Raw genomic sequence first — 17,500 nt, forward strand, 5'->3', positions numbered from 1 at the left:
CTGGGTTACGTGCAGCGCCTCTACGATTTCATCCGCAGACACCCGACGGGCGTCGACTGCTTCTGGGCCGTCTTCCTCCTCGGGGTCTCCGGCGTGTCGATCGTGGTGGACGACTTCGGTCCGGTCCGGGAGCGCGTGCTGCTGGTACCGGTCGCGATCGGCCTCTGCCTCGTCGTGGCCCTGCGCCGCCGCATGCCCGAGAAGATGCTGCTCCTCGCCATCCTGGTGGGGGTTCTGCAGCTGATCTTCGACATTCCGCCCAACTTCGCCAACTTCGCCATGCTCGTGATCACCTTCACCGTGGCGACGGTCGGCGAACGCTGGGCGTCCCGGCTCGCCCTGGTCTGCAGCCTGATCGCGGCCGGACTGGCGCAGCTGCGCTGGCCGGAGGGTGCCTCGGACACCTGGGTCCAGTCGGCCTTCGTGGCGATCATCATGACGGTGCCGTTCGTGCTCGCCTGGGTGCTCGGCGACTCGATGCGGACCCGGCGGGCCTACTTCAGCCAGCTGGAGGAGCGCGCCGCCCGCCTGGAGCGGGAGCGCGAGGCGCAGTCCAAGGTCGCCGTCGCCGCCGAACGGGCCCGGATCGCCCGTGAGCTGCACGATGTCGTCGCGCACAACGTGTCCGTGATGGTGGTGCAGGCCGACGGTGCCGCCTACGTCATGGACGCCGCGCCCGACCAGGCCAGGCAGGCACTGGAGACCATCTCCAGCACCGGCCGTCAGGCGCTCGCCGAGATGCGCCGGCTGCTCGGGGTGCTGCGGACGGGGGACACGCGGGAGAGCGGCGAGTACGTTCCGCAGCCCGATGTCGAGCAGATCGAGGACCTGATCGAGCAGGTCAGGCAGACCGGTCTGGTGGTGGACTTCAAGATCGAGGGCACCCCGCGCCCGCTGCCCAGCGGCGTGGAGCTGACCGCGTACCGCATCGTGCAGGAAGCCCTCACCAACACCCGCAAGCACGGCGGTCCGGACGCCGGGGCCAGCGTGCGGCTGGTCTACTTCGACGACGGCCTCGGGCTGCTGGTCGAGGACGACGGCCGGGGCGCGGCGCACGAGCTGTACGAGGACGGCGGCGCCGACGGTGCCGGGCACGGGATGATCGGTATGCGGGAGCGGGTCGGCATGGTCGGAGGCACGCTGGACGCGGGGCCCCGGCCGGGCGGCGGCTTCCGGATCAGCGCCCTGCTGCCGCTCAAGCCCGCCGGCTGAGCCGCCGGGACACGCGCCCGGCCGGGGACCGCCGGACCACCGGACCACCGCCCCGTCCTTCCCGAACCGGACCGCGCACTTCCCGGCCCCCGCCCCTTCCCGAACTCCGCTCCCGGACCCACCCCCTCCCGGACCCGCCCCCTCCCGGACCCGCCCCCTCCCGAACCCGCTCCTCCCGAACCCGCCGAACCTCGATCAGAAGACAGGGACCCTCATGGCCATCCGCGTGATGCTCGTCGACGACCAGGTGCTGCTGCGCACCGGCTTCCGGATGGTGCTCGCCGCCCAGCCGGACATGGAGGTCGTGGCCGAGGCCGGTGACGGTGCCGAGGCGATCGAGGTCCTGCGCTCCACGAACGTCGACGTGGTGCTGATGGACGTCCGGATGCCGAGGCTGGACGGGGTCGAGGCGACCCGGCGCATCTGCGCCCAGCAGGACCCGCCCAAGGTGCTCATCCTGACCACGTTCGACCTGGACGAGTACGCCTTCTCGGGGCTGAAGGCCGGGGCCAGCGGCTTCATGCTCAAGGACGTTCCGCCGGGTGAGCTGCTGGCGGCGATCCGTTCCGTGCACAGCGGCGACGCCGTCGTCGCCCCGTCCACCACCCGCCGGCTGCTCGACCGGTTCTCGCCGATGCTGCCGAGCAGTTCCAAGGAGCCGCGGAACAAGCACATCGAGAAGCTCACCGAGCGCGAGCGCGAGGTGATGCTGCTGGTCGCCCAGGGCCTGTCGAACGGGGAGATCGCGGCGCGGCTCGTGCTCTCGGAGGCGACCGTGAAGACCCATGTCGGCCGCATCCTGACCAAGCTGAGCCTGCGCGACCGGGTCCAGGTCGTCGTCCTCGCGTACGAGACCGGGCTGGTCCGGGCGGGCGGCGGCGCGGGCTGACCGGAGGCCTGCGGGGCTTACGGCGGCCGTGGGGCGTACGGCGGCCGCGGGACGCGCGGACACGGCCCGCCCGGCGCGGACACCGTCCGCGCGGACGCTCAGCGCAGGATGCCCTCCAGGAAGTCGCTGCCGAGCCGGGCGACGACGGTCAGGTCCAGCTGGTGCAGCACATAGCGGCCGCGCCGCCGCGTCGTCACGAGACCGGCCTTCTTGAGCAGCGACAGATGCCGGGAGACCTCGGGCGGTGTGATGCCGTGCGAGTCGGCGAGTTCGCCCGTGGTGTACGGGGAGCGGGCGAGGTTGCGGCACAGCCGCATGCGCATCGGGTGGGCCAGCGCCTCCATCCGGAGCCGGAGCAGCTCGACGGAGGCGGGGGAGGGCAGATCGGGCAGGTGCACCGGGTAGTGGATCACCGGCCGCCAGCCCGGGGCGTGCAGCACCATCAGATGCGGCCAGCCGAAGCTGCTCGGGATCAGGGTGAGCCCGGGGCCGACCGCCGGGTCGGCGGCGTTGGTCCGGCCCTCGGTCAGCTTGTCGATGCTGATGCGGCCGGCGTCCGTGTCCACCGACAGGGCGGCGGAGACGGCGCCCAGCGCCTCGCCGAGCCCCTTGCGCCTCAGCAGTTCCGTCTTGTACCGGGCGTCGGCGACCAGCTGGACCCGCACCCGCATCCAGGTGTCCGAGAAGAACGCCTGGTCGCAGTCCTCGAAGAGGCGCCTGATCCAGGTCCGTACGGTGACGGGGTCGGCCAGCAGCCGCTGGGTGAACTCCACCTGCTGCGGGCCGCGGGCCGCCGCCAGGTCCAGCGCCCGGATCCGCATGGCGTCGCTCACCAGCGGGGACGGCGCCCCGGACCCGTACAGACCGGCACAGGTGAACTCCAGCGCGGCGGCCACGAACCGCTCGTCGTCCAGCCGGTCGAGGATGTCCAGGTCCTCGGCGAGGGTCGCCCCGGCCCTGCCGTCGCCGCCGCGGACCCCGGCGAACGGCATGAAGATGTCGGAGAACGTGTTGCGCCAGAGGAACTCCGCCTCCAGCAGCCGGTCCGCGAGGTCGGGTTCCAGCGCGGCGGCGGTCGCGGTCGCCCAGCCGTGCAGGCCCGGGTGGTGGCCCGGCTCGGAGAGCGCGTGCAGGGCCAGCCCCAGCTCCGCGAGGGGCGAGGTTTCGAAAACGATGCGGTCCGGGCGCAGGCCCGCGATGTCGATGGTCACGCTCACCCCTCCATAGTGCGGGTACGCGAACGGGGCGAAGCGTCACTTGGCGGTCATCGTCAATCGGCGGGCGCGCGGCCCCTGACCTGCGCAGGCTGAGGTCATGGACGCCATTCAGCAGCAGATGCTCGACAGCTACCGCGCGGCCCGGCTGGGCGAGGACCCGCCCCCGCCGCCCGGCCGCCACGACTGGGACACGCTGCGCACGATCCGCGACCACTGGCGGGCCCGCCGGGCCGCGCGGCCATCGGGCCCGTCCGCCGTGAAGTAACGCACGGAAGTAACGCACCGGCCGGGTGCCCCCGGGCCTCCTGCCCCCCGGACCCCGGACCTCCTGGCCTCCGGACCTCCTGGCCTCCGGACCTCCTGGCCTCCGGACCTCCCGGTCCCGGCCCACCAGCCCCCGGACCTCGGGACCTCCTGCCACCCCAGACCTCGGGACCGCCCGCCCCCGCTCCGCCCCCGGTCAGGCCCCGGTCAGGCCCCCGCCCCCTCCAGCCGTGCCACGAACTCCCCCACCGCTTCGCGGACGTCCTGTGCCGTCCACTCCAGGCCGGCCGAGGACACCGTCACCTCGGTGAACGACACCCCGGGCGGCAGGCCCGTCCCCTGCGCACCGTCGGACCACCGGTGGAACAGGGTCACCCCGGTCTCCTCCGCCTGCCGCACCGCCGCCTCGGTCAGCGCCTCGCTCCCGTACGGCAGCCACACCACGAACTGGTGCGTGTGCGGCGGCTCCGGATGCACCCGGAACCACGGCACGCCGGACGCCGCGAGGCCTTCCGCCAGGGCCCCGGCCACCACCTTCGCCTGCGCCACGTACTCCGGCAGCCGCGGCAGCTCCCGCTCCAGCCCCAGCAGCGCGGACAGCGCCGCCGGATACTGCTGGAAGACGTTTCCGCCGTAGCGGTGGCGCCAGGTCCGCGCCTCCTCGACCAGCACCTCGGAACCGGCCAGTACCGCCCCGGACAGCCCGTCGAGCGACTTGTAGAACGAGACGTACACGCTGTCCGCGAGCCCCGCGATCTCCCGCAGTTCCTTCCCGAAGTGCGGCGCGCACTCCCACAGCCGCGCCCCGTCCAGGTGCACCACCGCGTCCCGCTCGCGGGCGGCGGCCACGACGGCCTCCAGCTCGTCCCAGGTGGGCAGCACGAACCCGGCGTCCCGCAGCGGCAGCTCCAGCATCAGCGTGCCGAACGGCTCGGGGAAGCCGCGGATCTCGTCCGCCGTGGGCAGCCGGGGCGCGGACGTCGGGTGTACGGTGCGCAGCCCGCTCACCGCCCCGAGCGCGCCCCGCTCGTGCAGCTCGGGGTGGGCGAGCGGATGCAGCGCCACGGTCGCGTCGCCCGTGCGCCCGGCCCAGCACCGCACCGCGACCTGCTGGGCCATCGTCCCCGTCGGGAAGAACGCCGCGGCCTCCGTGCCGAGCAGCTCCGCGACCCGTCGTTCGACCTCGGCGACGACCCCGTCCCCGTAGAGGTCCGTCCACTCGTCGAGGTCGTGCACGGACCCCGCGCCGGCCGCCAGCGCGGCCAGCCGTTCGCCGAGCGTGCCCTCCGCCGACACCCGGGCCAGCGTTCGGCGGGACCCCCGCCAAGCCGTCAGTCTGCGGTGTCGCTGCTTCTGCTCTTCGGTGAGTGACATGGGACGATCATCACCCGGACGGCTCACCCGGCCCAGCCTTTTCCCCGTGGGCGTAGCCGTTTTCCACCGGTCCGTTTCGCCCCGGATCCCTCTCGGGCGAGGCCTCGGATCCCCCTCGGGCGGCAGAGTTACCCACAGGCTGTGGACGGACGGAAGGTCTCCCGAAACGCTGGCGTAGCATGCAGAGAAGTCGTCCGGTACCCCCCGCGGACTGGAACGGAAGGCCATCGCCGCGTGAATACAACAGCTTCTGAGCACCCCCTCGACGCGAGGGACCGCCCCGCCCGTCTCACCGTCGGTGTCGTCGGCGCCGGCCGGGTCGGCCCCGCGCTCGCCGCCGCGCTCCAGCTCGCCGGGCACCGCCCGGTGGCCGTGTCGGGCGTCTCCGACGCCTCGGTGCGACGGGCGGCGGCCCTGCTCCCCGACGTGCCGCTGGTGCCGCCGGGCGAGGTGCTCGCACGCGCCGAGCTGGTGCTGCTGACCGTCCCCGACGACGCCCTTCCCGGCCTGGTCGAGGGCCTGGCCGAGACCGGTGCCGTACGGCCGGGACAGCTGATCGTCCACACGTCGGGGCGGTACGGGACCAAGGTGCTCGACCCCGCGCTGCGGGCCGGTGCCCTGCCCCTCGCCCTGCACCCGGCGATGACGTTCACCGGCAGCTCCGTCGACGTCCAGCGGCTGGCCGGCTGCTCGTTCGGGGTCACCGCCCCCGGGGAGCTGAGGCTGGCCGCCGAGGCGCTGGTCATCGAGATGGGCGGTGAGCCCGAGTGGATCGCCGAGGAGGCCCGCCCGCTCTATCACGCGGCCCTGGCCCTCGGTGCGAACCACCTGGTCACCCTGGTCGCGGAGGCCATGGAGCTGCTGACGAAGGCCGGGGTCGGCGCCCCCGACCGGATGCTCGGCCCGCTCCTCGGGGCCGCGCTGGACAACGCCCTGCGCTCCGGCGACGCGGCGCTGACCGGACCGGTCGCCCGCGGTGACGCGGGCACGGTCGCCGCCCATGTCGGTGAGCTGCGCAGGCATGCTCCGCAGACGGTGGCCGGCTATCTCGCGATGGCCCGTGCCACGGCGGACCGGGCGCTCGCCCACGGCATGCTCAAGCCGGAGCTGGCCGAGGACCTGCTCGGCGTGCTGGCCGACGGCGAGCGCGCGTCGGGGGAGGAGAACCGATGAGCACCGCCCCGGCCCCGGCCCCCGGGCCCAACCCGAAACCCGGTTCCGCGCCGGCGTCCGGTCCCACGGCCACTTCTGCCTCTGCGCACACCCCCGCGTCCGCACACGCCCCCGCCTCCGCTTCTCCGGGCGGTGCGGCCCTCCTGCGTACGGCCGCCGAGCTGGACGCCCTCCGCCGCCCGGCCGGTGCCCGGCGCGCGGTCGTCATGACGATGGGCGCTCTCCACGAAGGTCATGCCACCCTGATCCGGGCCGCCCGCGCCGCCGCGGGTCCGGCCGGCCAGGTCGTGGTCACCGTCTTCGTGAACCCGCTCCAGTTCGGTGAGGCGGCCGACCTCGACCGCTACCCACGCACCCTCGACGCCGACCTCGCGCTCGCCGGGCTGTCGGGCGCCGACGCGGTCTTCGCCCCCTCCGTCGACGAGGTCTACCCCGGCGGCGAACCCCAGGTCCGGATCACCGCGGGCCCCATGGGCGAGCGCCTCGAAGGGGCCGCCCGCCCCGGGCACTTCGACGGCATGCTCACCGTCGTCGCCAAGCTCCTCCACCTCACCCGCCCCGACGAGGCGTTCTTCGGGCAGAAGGACGCCCAGCAGCTGGCGCTGATCCGCCGCATGGTGCGCGACCTGAATTTCGGCGTCGGGATCACCGGCGTACCCACCGTGCGCGACCCGGACGGCCTGGCGCTCTCCAGCCGCAACCGCTTCCTCTCCCCGGAGGAACGGCACACCGCGCTCGCCCTGCCGCGCGCCCTGTTCGCGGCCCGGGACAGACTGGCCGCCCAGCAGGCCCTGCACGAGCGCGCACAGGCCACGGCGGCCAGTGCGGACCGGGCCGCCGGACTCACCGCGCTCGGCGAGTCCCGGGCGGCGGCCGACGCCCAGGCGGTGGCGCTGGCCCGGCCCGGCGGCGGACCCGCCGCCGTGCGCGCCGCCGCACAGCTGGTGCTCGCGGACGCCGCCCGCGAACGGCAGCCGCTCGTCCTGGACTACCTGGCCCTCGTGGACCCGTCGGACTTCACCGAGATCCCCGACGACCGCGAGAGCGGGGAGGCGATCCTCGCCATCGCGGCACGGGTCGGCGCCACCCGCCTGATCGACAACATCCCCCTGACCTTCGGAGCCCTCACGTGACCGGAATACGGCTGACCGCCCCCGCCCCCGGCTGGGCCATCGACGCGGACGTCGTGGTGGTCGGCTCCGGCGTGGCCGGTCTCACCACCGCCCTGCGCTGCGCCGCCGCGGGCCTCGCCACCGTCGTCGTCACCAAGGCCCGCCTCGACGACGGCTCCACGCGCTGGGCCCAGGGCGGCATAGCGGCCGCGCTCGGCGAGGGCGACACCCCCGAGCAGCACCTCGACGACACCCTCGTCGCCGGCGCCGGACTGTGCGACGAGACGGCCGTGCGGACCCTGGTCACCGAGGGCCCCGACGCCGTGCGCCGGCTCATCGGGACGGGCGCCCACTTCGACACCACGGACAGCGGTGACATCGCGCTGACCCGGGAGGGCGGCCACCACCGCCGCCGCATCGCCCACGCGGGCGGCGACGCGACGGGTGCCGAGATCTCCCGCGCCCTGGTCGAGGCGGTCCGCGAGGCCGCCCTGCACACCGTTGAGAACGCCCTGGTCCTGGACCTGCTCACCGACGCCGAAGGCCGTACGGCGGGCGTCACCCTGCATGTCATGGGCGAGGGCCAGCACGACGGCGTCGGCGCGGTCCGTGCCCCCGCCGTCGTCCTGGCCACCGGCGGCATGGGCCAGGTCTTCTCCGCCACCACCAACCCCTCGGTCTCCACCGGCGACGGGGTGGCGCTCGCGCTGCGGGCCGGAGCGGAGGTCTCCGACCTCGAATTCGTCCAGTTCCACCCGACCGTGCTCTTCCTCGGCGCCGACTCCGAGGGGCAGCAGCCGCTGGTGTCCGAAGCGGTCCGGGGCGAGGGCGCCCATCTCGTCGACGCGTCCGGTACGCGCTTCATGCTCGGGCAGCACGAGCTGGCCGAGCTGGCCCCGCGCGACATCGTCGCCAAGGCCATCACCCGCCAGATGCAGCTGCACGGCACCGAGCACATGTATCTGGACGCCCGGCACTTCGGCGCCGAGATGTGGGAGCGGCGCTTCCCCACGATCCTGGCGGCCTGCCGTGCCCACGGCATCGACCCCGTCACCGAACCGGTCCCGGTCGCGCCCGCCGCGCACTACGCCTCCGGAGGCATCCGTACCGACCTGCGGGGACGGACGACCGTGCCCGGCCTGTACGCCTGCGGAGAGGTCGCCTGCACCGGCGTGCACGGCGCCAACCGGCTGGCGTCCAACTCCCTGCTGGAGGGGCTGGTCTTCGCCGAGCGCATCGCCGAGGACATCGCGGCGACCACGGCCGGGGACACCGCCGGGGACCGCCCGCGGCGGACGGAACCGGTGGCGTCCGGCGACGGTGAGCCCGCGCCGCTCCTCGCCCCCGAATCCCGTACCGCGATCCAGCGGATCATGACCCGGGGCGCCGGAGTCCTGCGCTCCGCCGACAGCCTCGCCGCGGCCGCCGGGGAGCTGGAGGCCCTGCACGACCAGGTGACCGCGGACGCCGGTACGGCCGAGTCCAAGGCCACCGTGCCCGGGGTGGAGGCCTGGGAGGTCACCAACCTGCTTCTCGTCTCCCGGGTCCTGGTCGCCGCCGCCCGCGCCCGCGAGGAGACCCGCGGCTGCCACTGGCGCGAGGACCGGCCCGACCGCGACGACGAGCACTGGCGCCGCCACCTCGTCGTCCGGATCACCCCGGACCGGAGCCTGGAGCTTCACCGGACGCGGACCGCCGCGTTCCCGCCCGTACGTCCCGTGGATTGAGCAGACTGCTCACCACAGCACCGACACCCGCAGCAGCCCCAGCAGAACCGACACCCGCAGCAGCCCCGGCAAGCAGCACCACCCGCACCCCCCGCCGACGCCCCCGAGGAGCCGTAACCGTGAGCACGCCCGAAGAGAATCCGCGCCCCACACCCGTGGACGTCCCGCTGATCCAGATCGGCGCGCCCGCACCGTCCGCGGGCGGCTGCGGCGACGACTGCGGCTGTGGCGACGGCTATGACCCGGACGGCCTGGAGTGCGGGCTCGACCCCGCGCTCGCCCGGCTCCTCGCCGAGGCGGGCCTGGACCCCGTCCAGGTCGAGGACGTCGCCCATGTCGCGATCGAGGAGGACCTCGACGGCGGCGTGGACGTGACCACCGTGGCGACCGTCGGCGAGGAATCCGTCGCCACCGGTGACTTCACCGCCCGCGAGGCGGGCGTCGTCGCCGGGCTGCGGGTCGCCGAGGCGGTGCTGTCCATCGTCTGCACCAGCGAGTTCGAGGTGGAGCGCCATGTCGAGGACGGCGACCGCGTCGCCCCCGGCCAGAAGCTCCTGACCGTCACCACCCGCACCCGCGATCTGCTCACCGGCGAGCGCAGCGCGCTCAACCTGCTGTGCCGTCTCTCCGGCATCGCGACCGCGACCCGCGCCTGGGCCGACGTGCTCGAAGGGACCGGGGCCGAGGTCCGCGACACCCGCAAGACCACCCCGGGGCTCCGTGCCCTGGAGAAGTACGCGGTGCGCTGCGGCGGCGGCGTCAACCACCGTATGTCGCTCTCCGACGCGGCTCTGGTCAAGGACAACCACGTCATCGCGGCGGGCGGTGTGGCCGAGGCGTTCAAGCGGGTGCGGGAGGAGTTCCCCGACGTACCGATCGAGGTCGAGGTCGACACGATGCAGCAGGTCCGCGAGGTGATCGACGCGGGCGCCGACCTGATCCTGCTGGACAACTTCACACCGGGCGAGACCGCCGAGGCCGTCGCCCTGGTCGGCGGCCGCGCCGTGCTGGAGTCCTCCGGCCGGCTCACCCTCGACTCCGCCCGCGCCTACGCCGAGGCGGGCGTCGACTACCTGGCCGTCGGCGCGCTCACCCACTCCTCGCCGATCCTCGACATCGGCCTGGACTTCCGGGACACCGCCCCGGCCACCGGTGAGGCCCAGGCCTGATGCTGCTCACCATCGACGTCGGCAACACGCACACCGTCCTCGGCCTGTTCGACGGCGAGGAGATCGTCGAGCACTGGCGGATCTCCACCGATGCCCGTCGTACCGCCGATGAGCTCGCCGTGCTGCTCCAGGGCCTGATGGGCATGCATCCGCTGCTCGGTGTGGAGCTGGGCGACGGCATCGAGGGCATCGCGATCTGCGCGACCGTTCCGTCCGTCCTGCACGAGCTGCGCGAGGTCACCCGCCGCTACTACGGCGACGTGCCCGCCGTCCTGGTGGAGCCGGGCGTCAAGACCGGTGTGCCGGTCCTGATGGACAACCCCAAGGAGGTCGGCGCGGACCGCATCATCAACGCGGTCGCCGCGGTCGAGCTGTACGGCGGACCGGCGATCGTCGTCGACTTCGGTACGGCCACCACGTTCGACGCGGTCTCCGCCCGGGGCGAGTACGTGGGCGGGGTCATCGCCCCCGGGATCGAGATCTCTGTCGAGGCGCTCGGGGTCAAGGGCGCCCAGCTCCGCAAGATCGAGCTGGCCAGGCCGCGCAGTGTGATCGGCAAGAACACCGTCGAGGCCATGCAGTCCGGCATCGTGTTCGGGTTCGCGGGCCAGGTCGACGGGGTCGTGGCCCGGATGAAGAAGGAACTGGCGGCCGACCCCGAGGACGTCACGGTCATCGCGACGGGCGGCCTTGCTCCGATGGTGTTGGGGGAGTCGTCCGCCATCGACGAGCACGAGCCCTGGCTGACGCTCATCGGGCTGCGCCTGGTCTACGAGCGCAACATCGCACGGATGTAGGCGCGAGGGCGCACGGAGGAGTACGGAGGCGTCCGCGGGGCGGGGCGGAGTCGTACGGGGGGCGGGCGGGCATCCGGCGCCGTGCGGGCCCGCTGCCTGCGACAACGTCCGCCGGGATGGTGGCGGGGGGCCACCGGCGGGGGCGTCGGCAGGACCGTCCGGGAAGGTCCCCCGGGCTCTGCCCGGCCCGCCGCGGGCGCCCGGCGGACGCCGCGCCGCCGACGACCAGTTAAGCGGATTTTGTCTATTTAGCACGTATTGTCGCGTCATGCCCACGCCCTACGGTTCACGAGGCGGCATGGCGTTCAGCGCGGACGAGCTGCGGGTGCTCCGACGTGCCCTCGCCATCGCCCTCCACCCGACGCCCCTGCCCGACGAGGATGTCCAGGACTGCCTGCGCCTCGCGGGCGCGGTGGACGAGGCGGTCAGTGAGGCGGGGCGGCTGCGCGCGTTCCTCCTCGCCGACCTCGCCCGCTACCGCGAAGCGCTCCCCGGCTCCGTCAACGGCTATCTGGAGCTCCTCCAGGACGCCGTCGCCGCCGGGTACGACCCCCGCCCGGACGACCTGGCGGCGCTGCGCGCGCTGCGCGGCAAACCGGTCGCGGCGGCGCTCCTGGCGCGCTGCCAGGTGCTCGCGGAGCGTTCGGTACGGGCCAGGCTGGCCGGCCGCGCCGTCGCGGTGACGGCCCCGGCGCCCCGCGGCCGGCTGCTCGCCCTGCCCGGCGGGCGCGCCGCGGACCGGGAACCCGAACGCCCCAAGGCGCCGGCCTCCCCCGGCCGTCCGCAGAACCCCGGGGAGCGGCCGATGCCCAAGCCCTCCGAGGTCTTCCCGCCCCGCCGCCGCCCCGCCCCGCCGCCCGGCGAGCGCGCCGCCGGCTGAGCCGGGTGTCCGGCGGGACGCGGCACTCTCCCCGGGAGGGCGCCGCGTCCCGCCGCGCGGGGCTCGCTACTCTGGACGGCATGGACTACGTATCCGCGCTCGTGCCCCCCGTGGTGATGGCCATCTTCTTCGTCGGCCTCGTCGTGACGATCGTCAAGAGTCAGGGCGGTCCGAACAAGACCAAGGAAGACGCCGCGGTGGACGCGACACTCGCCCGCGCGGAGCCGGTGAAGCAGACCGCGCATCCGGAGAGTGTCTGACCCGGACCCCCGGACCCCCGGATTCCGGGCCCCGGACCCCCGGTCGCGCGCCCGGAGGACCGTCCGGCGCACCCCGTGCACCGTCAAGGGCGTACGGCTCATTGGAGCCGTACGCCCTTTCGCTGTGTAAATAACGTCCTATTCCAGACATCTGGCACTAAGGTGACGCTGTGCCCCGCCAATTGGGAGAGCTGGAAGACGCCGTGATGACACGTGTCTGGCAATGGAACCGTCCGGTCACGGTGCGGGAAGTTCTTGAGGACCTACAGCAGGAACGGTCCATCGCCTACACGACGGTCATGACCGTAATGGACAATCTCCATCAGAAGGGCTGGGTGCGCAGGGAAGTCGACGGCAGGGCATATCGATATACGGCCGTCTCCACCCGTGCCGCCTACTCGGCCGCACTCATGAACGAAGCGTGGTCGCGCAGTGACAACCCCGCGGCCGCCCTTGTGGCGTTCTTCGGCATGATGTCCGCCGAGCAGCGCGAAGCCCTCCAGGACGCGGTACGCATCGTTTCCCCGGGCCTCACCGATCAGCCCTCCACGAGCCCCTCCGGTGACGTGCCCGCGGACGATGACGGGGCCCCGGCCGATGGCGCGGCACCGGAGAGCGGGCGATAGCGTCGGGGCATGTCCTCAGAGCTGTCGCATGCCGAAGAGCCGCCGTATACCGAAGAGCCTCCGCATACCGGGCCGGATACCGATTTTGATACCGACCCGTCGGTAAAAAGGCCCGCCATCACCGTCCGGCGCGCCCGGACGAGCGATGTGGCGTCGGTCCGCCGTCTCCTCGACGGGTACGTGACGGAAGGGATCCTGCTCGACAAAGCGACGGTGACGCTTTACGAGGACATCCAGGAGTTCTGGGTCGCGGAACGCGACGAGGACGCCAGGGTCATCGGCTGCGGCGCACTCCATGTGATGTGGGAAGACCTCGCTGAAGTGCGCACCCTTGCCGTCGATCACAGCATCAAGGGCGCCGGAGTGGGCCACCAGGTACTGGACAAGCTCTTGCAGACCGCGCGCTGGCTCGGTGTGCGGCGGGTTTTCTGTCTCACCTTCGAAGTCGACTTCTTCGCGAAGCACGGCTTCGTGGAGATCGGAGAGACACCGGTCGACACAGATGTCTACAGCGAGCTGCTGCGTTCCTATGACGAGGGTGTCGCGGAGTTCCTCGGTCTCGAACGAGTGAAGCCGAACACCTTGGGCAACAGCCGGATGCTTCTGCACCTGTGAACCGCAGAAGACACCGGAACCCTATGTCCGAATCGCACATGTTTCCCGCGTCCTTGTGCTCCTCAACCTCTCCCGGGGGTTTGTGTTTTCCGGGGAAAAGCGGTTTCCTTTCCGCGTACTCCATTTTCGATGAAAGGAAATCCGGTGGCACAGAAGGTTCAGGTCCTTCTTGTCGATGACCTCGACGGTGTCGAGGCGGACGAGACCGTGACGTTCGCACTTGATGGCAAGACGTACGAGATCGACCTCACCACGGGCAACGCGGACAAGCTCCGTGGTCTTCTTGAGCCGTACACCAAGGGCGGCCGTCGTACCGGTGGCCGTGCCGCGACCGGCCGTGGCAAGGGCCGCGCCGTCGCCGGTGGCAACAAGGACACCGCGGAGATCCGTAAGTGGGCGCGGGAGAACGGCCACAATGTGAATGACCGCGGCCGTGTTCCCGCCGAGATCCGTGAAGCCTACGAGAAGGCCAACGGCTGAGCTGCCGGCCCATCGGTCAGCAGCCCCGCACGGGCACGCAGCAGCCGGACCCGGTGGCATTCCGTTGCCGCCGTGTCCACCAGCCGTACGAGATCGGGGGCACCCCCACCGCTGCTCCCGAAGCCCGCGAGAGCCGGCAGTGCCGGCTCCACCTCATGGCGCGGCCCGGGGGGCCGCAGCCAGAGCGCGGCCCCCGGCGAGCCGGCCCGGAACGCGGCCGGCGCCGGGGCGGTGATGCGCCCACCGGCACCCAGAGCCGTCAGGCCGAGGGTGATTCCCCCCCACTCCAGCCAGTCGAGCAGCCCCGGCAGCTCCTCCGCGCTCCCCGAGGCCACCAGCAGCTGCATCCGCGCTCCGGACAGCGCCACGGGGCCTGTGCGGCCCACCCGCCGCAGGACCGCGCGGCCGGCCTCGGCGGGCAGCTCCAGCACATCGAAGCGCAGCCCGGTCGGCAGCCGCACCGGGGCCCTTCCGGCGGTGGTCCAGCCGAGCTCGTGCTCGTACCACCGGGCGAGGGCTTCGCCGGGTTCGACCGCCGCGGCGATCACGGCGGCCTCTCGGGCGGCTCGGGCACCTCGCGTACCTTGCGTATCGCGGGTACCGAATTCGGGGGACGAACGGGGCGGCGGGACGGGGAAGGCCATGTCCGATGAACCGCTGAGCGGCCTCCAGGGTTACGCAGAGTTCGCGATCGATCGCTTTGGGTGCTCGTCGCGGGGGCGTGCGGGGGTATTCGGGGGCGCCAGGTTGTTCGCCCGTAGCGGAGGGAACCAGGGCGCGCCGCATGGACTGTCAGTGATTGCGGGTAAGACTTTCCTAGTGGGAAGGGGCGACACGCGGGCCGAGGCGTCTCACGTTCGCCATCGGCGTACTGGCGATAGGGGTATCTGCCTGGCCTGCGGGAACATCGTCTCGCACCATCGGGTTGGAGCAGTTGTCAGCTGTTCGGCAGTAAGTTTCCCCGCCGGTGCGGGGGTGATCCGGACGGATGTCGGCAGTTGGAATGAGCTGTCCCGTCCTGCGGGACTAGCATGCGGAAGGACTGGGAGGGGACCGACCCCTCACTGACCGACCGCTCTGAGGAGCGATTAACGATGTTCGAGAGGTTCACCGACCGCGCGCGGCGGGTTGTCGTCCTGGCTCAGGAAGAAGCCCGGATGCTCAACCACAACTACATCGGCACCGAGCACATTCTCCTGGGCCTTATCCACGAGGGTGAGGGTGTCGCCGCTAAGGCCCTGGAGAGCCTCGGGATTTCGCTCGAGGCGGTCCGCCAGCAGGTGGAGGAGATCATCGGTCAGGGGCAGCAGGCCCCGTCCGGCCACATCCCCTTCACTCCCCGTGCCAAGAAGGTCCTGGAGCTGTCGCTCCGCGAGGCCCTTCAGCTGGGTCACAACTACATCGGCACCGAGCACATCCTGCTCGGCCTGATCCGCGAGGGCGAGGGCGTCGCCGCCCAGGTCCTCGTGAAGCTGGGTGCCGACCTGAACCGGGTCCGGCAGCAGGTCATCCAGCTGCTCTCCGGGTATTCGGGAGGCAAGGAGGCGGCCACCGCCGGCGGCCCCGCGGAGGGCACCCCCTCCACTTCCCTGGTGCTCGACCAGTTCGGCCGGAATCTCACCCAGGCCGCTCGTGAGTCCAAGCTCGACCCGGTCATCGGGCGCGAGAAGGAGATCGAGCGGGTCATGCAGGTGCTGTCCCGCCGTACCAAGAACAACCCGGTCCTCATCGGCGAGCCCGGCGTCGGCAAGACGGCGGTCGTCGAGGGCCTGGCCCAGGCCATCGTCAAGGGCGAGGTGCCCGAGACCCTCAAGGACAAGCACCTCTACACCCTGGACCTCGGCGCGCTGGTCGCGGGCTCCCGCTACCGCGGTGACTTCGAGGAGCGCCTGAAGAAGGTCCTCAAGGAGATCCGCACCCGCGGCGACATCATCCTGTTCATCGACGAGCTCCACACCCTGGTGGGTGCGGGCGCCGCCGAGGGCGCGATCGACGCGGCGAGCATCCTCAAGCCCATGCTGGCGCGAGGCGAGCTCCAGACCATCGGCGCCACCACGCTCGACGAGTACCGCAAGCACCTGGAGAAGGACGCCGCTCTCGAGCGCCGCTTCCAGCCCATCCAGGTCGCGGAGCCGTCGCTGCCGCACACCATCGAGATCCTCAAGGGCCTGCGCGACCGTTACGAGGCCCATCACCGGGTCTCCATCACGGACGAGGCGCTGGTCCAGGCCGCGACCCTGGCGGACCGGTACATCTCGGACCGCTTCCTGCCGGACAAGGCGATCGACCTGATCGACGAGGCCGGTTCCCGGATGCGCATCCGCCGGATGACCGCGCCGCCGGACCTCCGTGAGTTCGACGAGAAGATCGCGGGCGTCCGCCGCGACAAGGAGTCGGCCATCGACTCCCAGGACTTCGAGAAGGCAGCGTCCCTCCGCGACAAGGAGAAGCAGCTGCTGGCGGCGAAGGCCAAGCGGGAGAAGGAGTGGAAGGCCGGCGACATGGACGTCGTCGCCGAGGTCGACGGCGAGCTGATCGCCGAAGTCCTGGCCACCGCCACCGGTATCCCGGTCTTCAAGCTGACGGAGGAGGAATCCTCCCGTCTGCTGCGCATGGAGGACGAGCTCCACAAGCGCGTCATCGGGCAGAAGGACGCCATCAAGGCCCTCTCGCAGGCGATCCGCCGTACGCGAGCCGGTCTGAAGGACCCCAAGCGCCCCGGTGGCTCGTTCATCTTCGCCGGCCCGTCCGGTGTCGGTAAGACGGAGCTGTCCAAGACGCTCGCCGAATTCCTCTTCGGTGACGAGGACGCGCTGATCTCCCTCGACATGTCGGAGTTCAGCGAGAAGCACACGGTTTCCCGCCTCTTCGGTTCGCCCCCCGGTTACGTGGGTTACGAGGAGGGCGGCCAGCTCACCGAGAAGGTGCGCCGCAAGCCGTTCTCCGTCGTCCTCTTCGACGAGGTCGAGAAGGCCCACCCCGATATCTTCAATTCCCTGCTCCAGATTCTGGAGGACGGTCGTCTGACCGACTCCCAGGGCCGGGTCGTGGACTTCAAGAACACGGTCATCATCATGACGACCAACCTCGGGACCCGGGACATCTCCAAGGGCTTCAACCTGGGCTTCGCCGCCCAGGGCGACGTCAAGACGAACTACGAGCGCATGAAGACCAAGGTCAACGAAGAGCTCAAGCAGCACTTCCGGCCCGAGTTCCTCAACCGTGTCGACGACACGGTGGTCTTCCACCAGCTGACCGAGGAAGACATCATCCAGATCGTCGACCTCATGGTCGCCAAGGTGGACGAGCGTCTCAAGGACCGCGACATGGGCATCGAGCTCAGTGCCGAGGCCAAGTCGCTGCTGGCGAAGAAGGGCTACGACCCCGTGATGGGCGCCCGGCCGCTGCGCCGGACGATCCAGCGCGAGATCGAGGACATCCTCTCGGAGAAGATCCTCTTCGGCGAGCTGCGTCCCGGTCACATCGTGGTCGTGGGCACCGAGGGCGAGGGCGAGGAGAAGAAGTTCTCGTTCCGCGGCGAGGAGAAGTCGGCACTGCCCGACGTCCCGCCGATCGAGCAGGCGGCAGGCGGCGCCGGCCCGAACCTGACGAAGGAAGCGTAGGGGCGCGTAGCGCCTGAGCGTGAAGGGACTGCCCCGGACCGGTTTCGACCGGTCCGGGGCAGTCCCTTTTCGGGGTGGTGGG

At 71.8% G+C, this 17,500-nt stretch carries 17 protein-coding genes; 14 read left to right on the top strand and 3 right to left on the bottom strand.

Annotated features, from left to right (window positions below):
* Positions 1-9: 9 nt before the first annotated feature.
* A complete protein-coding gene (locus ACIGJO_RS26250) occupies positions 10-1,212 on the top strand; it encodes a sensor histidine kinase (protein ID WP_399962002.1) in 1,203 nt (400 codons plus the stop codon).
* Between the two features lie 214 nt (positions 1,213-1,426).
* On the top strand, positions 1,427-2,101 hold the full coding sequence (locus tag ACIGJO_RS26255) for a response regulator (RefSeq protein ID WP_399962004.1): 675 nt from the start codon (positions 1,427-1,429) through the stop codon (positions 2,099-2,101).
* 98 nt (positions 2,102-2,199) lie between these two features.
* Here the strand turns inward: ACIGJO_RS26255 and ACIGJO_RS26260 are convergent, their stop codons facing one another.
* Positions 2,200-3,312, bottom strand: coding sequence for a DUF5937 family protein (locus ACIGJO_RS26260; RefSeq protein ID WP_399962006.1), 1,113 nt, complete (start codon positions 3,310-3,312; stop codon positions 2,200-2,202).
* Positions 3,313-3,415: 103 nt separating this feature from the next.
* On the opposite strand from ACIGJO_RS26260, the gene ACIGJO_RS26265 reads away from it, so the two are divergent.
* Complete coding sequence (locus tag ACIGJO_RS26265; protein WP_399962008.1) at positions 3,416-3,583, top strand: hypothetical protein; 168 nt, start codon at positions 3,416-3,418, stop codon at positions 3,581-3,583.
* 206 nt (positions 3,584-3,789) lie between these two features.
* Here ACIGJO_RS26265 and ACIGJO_RS26270 read toward each other — a convergent pair whose 3' ends face one another.
* On the bottom strand, positions 3,790-4,956 hold the full coding sequence (locus ACIGJO_RS26270; protein WP_399962010.1) for a threonine aldolase family protein: 1,167 nt from the start codon (positions 4,954-4,956) through the stop codon (positions 3,790-3,792).
* 234 nt (positions 4,957-5,190) lie between these two features.
* Here ACIGJO_RS26270 and ACIGJO_RS26275 point away from each other — a divergent pair, with 234 nt between their 5' ends.
* From ACIGJO_RS26275 to ACIGJO_RS26320, 10 genes are all read left to right on the top strand, one after another.
* Positions 5,191-6,129, top strand: coding sequence for a Rossmann-like and DUF2520 domain-containing protein (locus tag ACIGJO_RS26275; protein ID WP_399962012.1), 939 nt, complete (start codon positions 5,191-5,193; stop codon positions 6,127-6,129).
* Positions 6,126-7,262, top strand: coding sequence for a pantoate--beta-alanine ligase (gene panC, locus ACIGJO_RS26280; RefSeq protein WP_399962014.1), 1,137 nt, complete (start codon positions 6,126-6,128; stop codon positions 7,260-7,262). Before ACIGJO_RS26275 ends, panC begins: the two co-directional genes overlap by 4 nt.
* A complete protein-coding gene (locus tag ACIGJO_RS26285) occupies positions 7,259-8,968 on the top strand; it encodes an L-aspartate oxidase (protein ID WP_399962016.1) in 1,710 nt (569 codons plus the stop codon). Before panC ends, ACIGJO_RS26285 begins: the two co-directional genes overlap by 4 nt.
* Before the next feature lie 119 nt (positions 8,969-9,087).
* Positions 9,088-10,137 (top strand): carboxylating nicotinate-nucleotide diphosphorylase, encoded by a 1,050-nt coding sequence (nadC, locus tag ACIGJO_RS26290; protein WP_399962019.1) that lies wholly within the window; start codon positions 9,088-9,090, stop codon positions 10,135-10,137.
* Positions 10,137-10,934 (top strand): type III pantothenate kinase, encoded by a 798-nt coding sequence (locus ACIGJO_RS26295; RefSeq protein ID WP_399962021.1) that lies wholly within the window; start codon positions 10,137-10,139, stop codon positions 10,932-10,934. Before nadC ends, ACIGJO_RS26295 begins: the two co-directional genes overlap by 1 nt.
* A 298-nt stretch (positions 10,935-11,232) precedes the next feature.
* Positions 11,233-11,814 carry a hypothetical protein gene (locus ACIGJO_RS26300; RefSeq protein ID WP_399962109.1) on the top strand — a complete coding sequence of 194 codons (582 nt, stop codon included), beginning with the start codon at positions 11,233-11,235 and terminating at the stop codon, positions 11,812-11,814.
* Between the two features lie 80 nt (positions 11,815-11,894).
* A complete protein-coding gene (locus ACIGJO_RS26305; RefSeq protein ID WP_399962023.1) occupies positions 11,895-12,074 on the top strand; it encodes a hypothetical protein in 180 nt (59 codons plus the stop codon).
* A gap of 170 nt (positions 12,075-12,244) precedes the next feature.
* Positions 12,245-12,700 (top strand): BlaI/MecI/CopY family transcriptional regulator, encoded by a 456-nt coding sequence (locus ACIGJO_RS26310; RefSeq protein ID WP_399962025.1) that lies wholly within the window; start codon positions 12,245-12,247, stop codon positions 12,698-12,700.
* Between the two features lie 9 nt (positions 12,701-12,709).
* Entirely contained in the window at positions 12,710-13,315 is a 606-nt protein-coding gene (locus ACIGJO_RS26315) for an amino-acid N-acetyltransferase (RefSeq protein ID WP_399962027.1), read from the top strand.
* Between the two features lie 144 nt (positions 13,316-13,459).
* Positions 13,460-13,795 carry an Lsr2 family protein gene (locus ACIGJO_RS26320; RefSeq protein ID WP_399962029.1) on the top strand — a complete coding sequence of 112 codons (336 nt, stop codon included), beginning with the start codon at positions 13,460-13,462 and terminating at the stop codon, positions 13,793-13,795.
* Here the strand turns inward: ACIGJO_RS26320 and ACIGJO_RS26325 are convergent.
* Positions 13,774-14,439, bottom strand: a complete 666-nt coding sequence (locus ACIGJO_RS26325; protein ID WP_399962031.1) for an SCO3374 family protein — start codon at positions 14,437-14,439, stop codon at positions 13,774-13,776. The two genes, ACIGJO_RS26320 and ACIGJO_RS26325, sit on opposite strands and share 22 nt — an antisense overlap.
* 450 nt (positions 14,440-14,889) lie before the next feature.
* On the opposite strand from ACIGJO_RS26325, the gene ACIGJO_RS26330 reads away from it, so the two are divergent.
* Positions 14,890-17,418 (top strand): ATP-dependent Clp protease ATP-binding subunit, encoded by a 2,529-nt coding sequence (locus tag ACIGJO_RS26330; RefSeq protein ID WP_266922646.1) that lies wholly within the window; start codon positions 14,890-14,892, stop codon positions 17,416-17,418.
* The last annotated feature ends 82 nt before the right edge of the window (positions 17,419-17,500 follow it).

Source organism: Streptomyces sp. NPDC079020 (assembly GCF_044542225.1).
Taxonomy (GTDB): Bacteria; Actinomycetota; Actinomycetes; order Streptomycetales; family Streptomycetaceae; genus Streptomyces.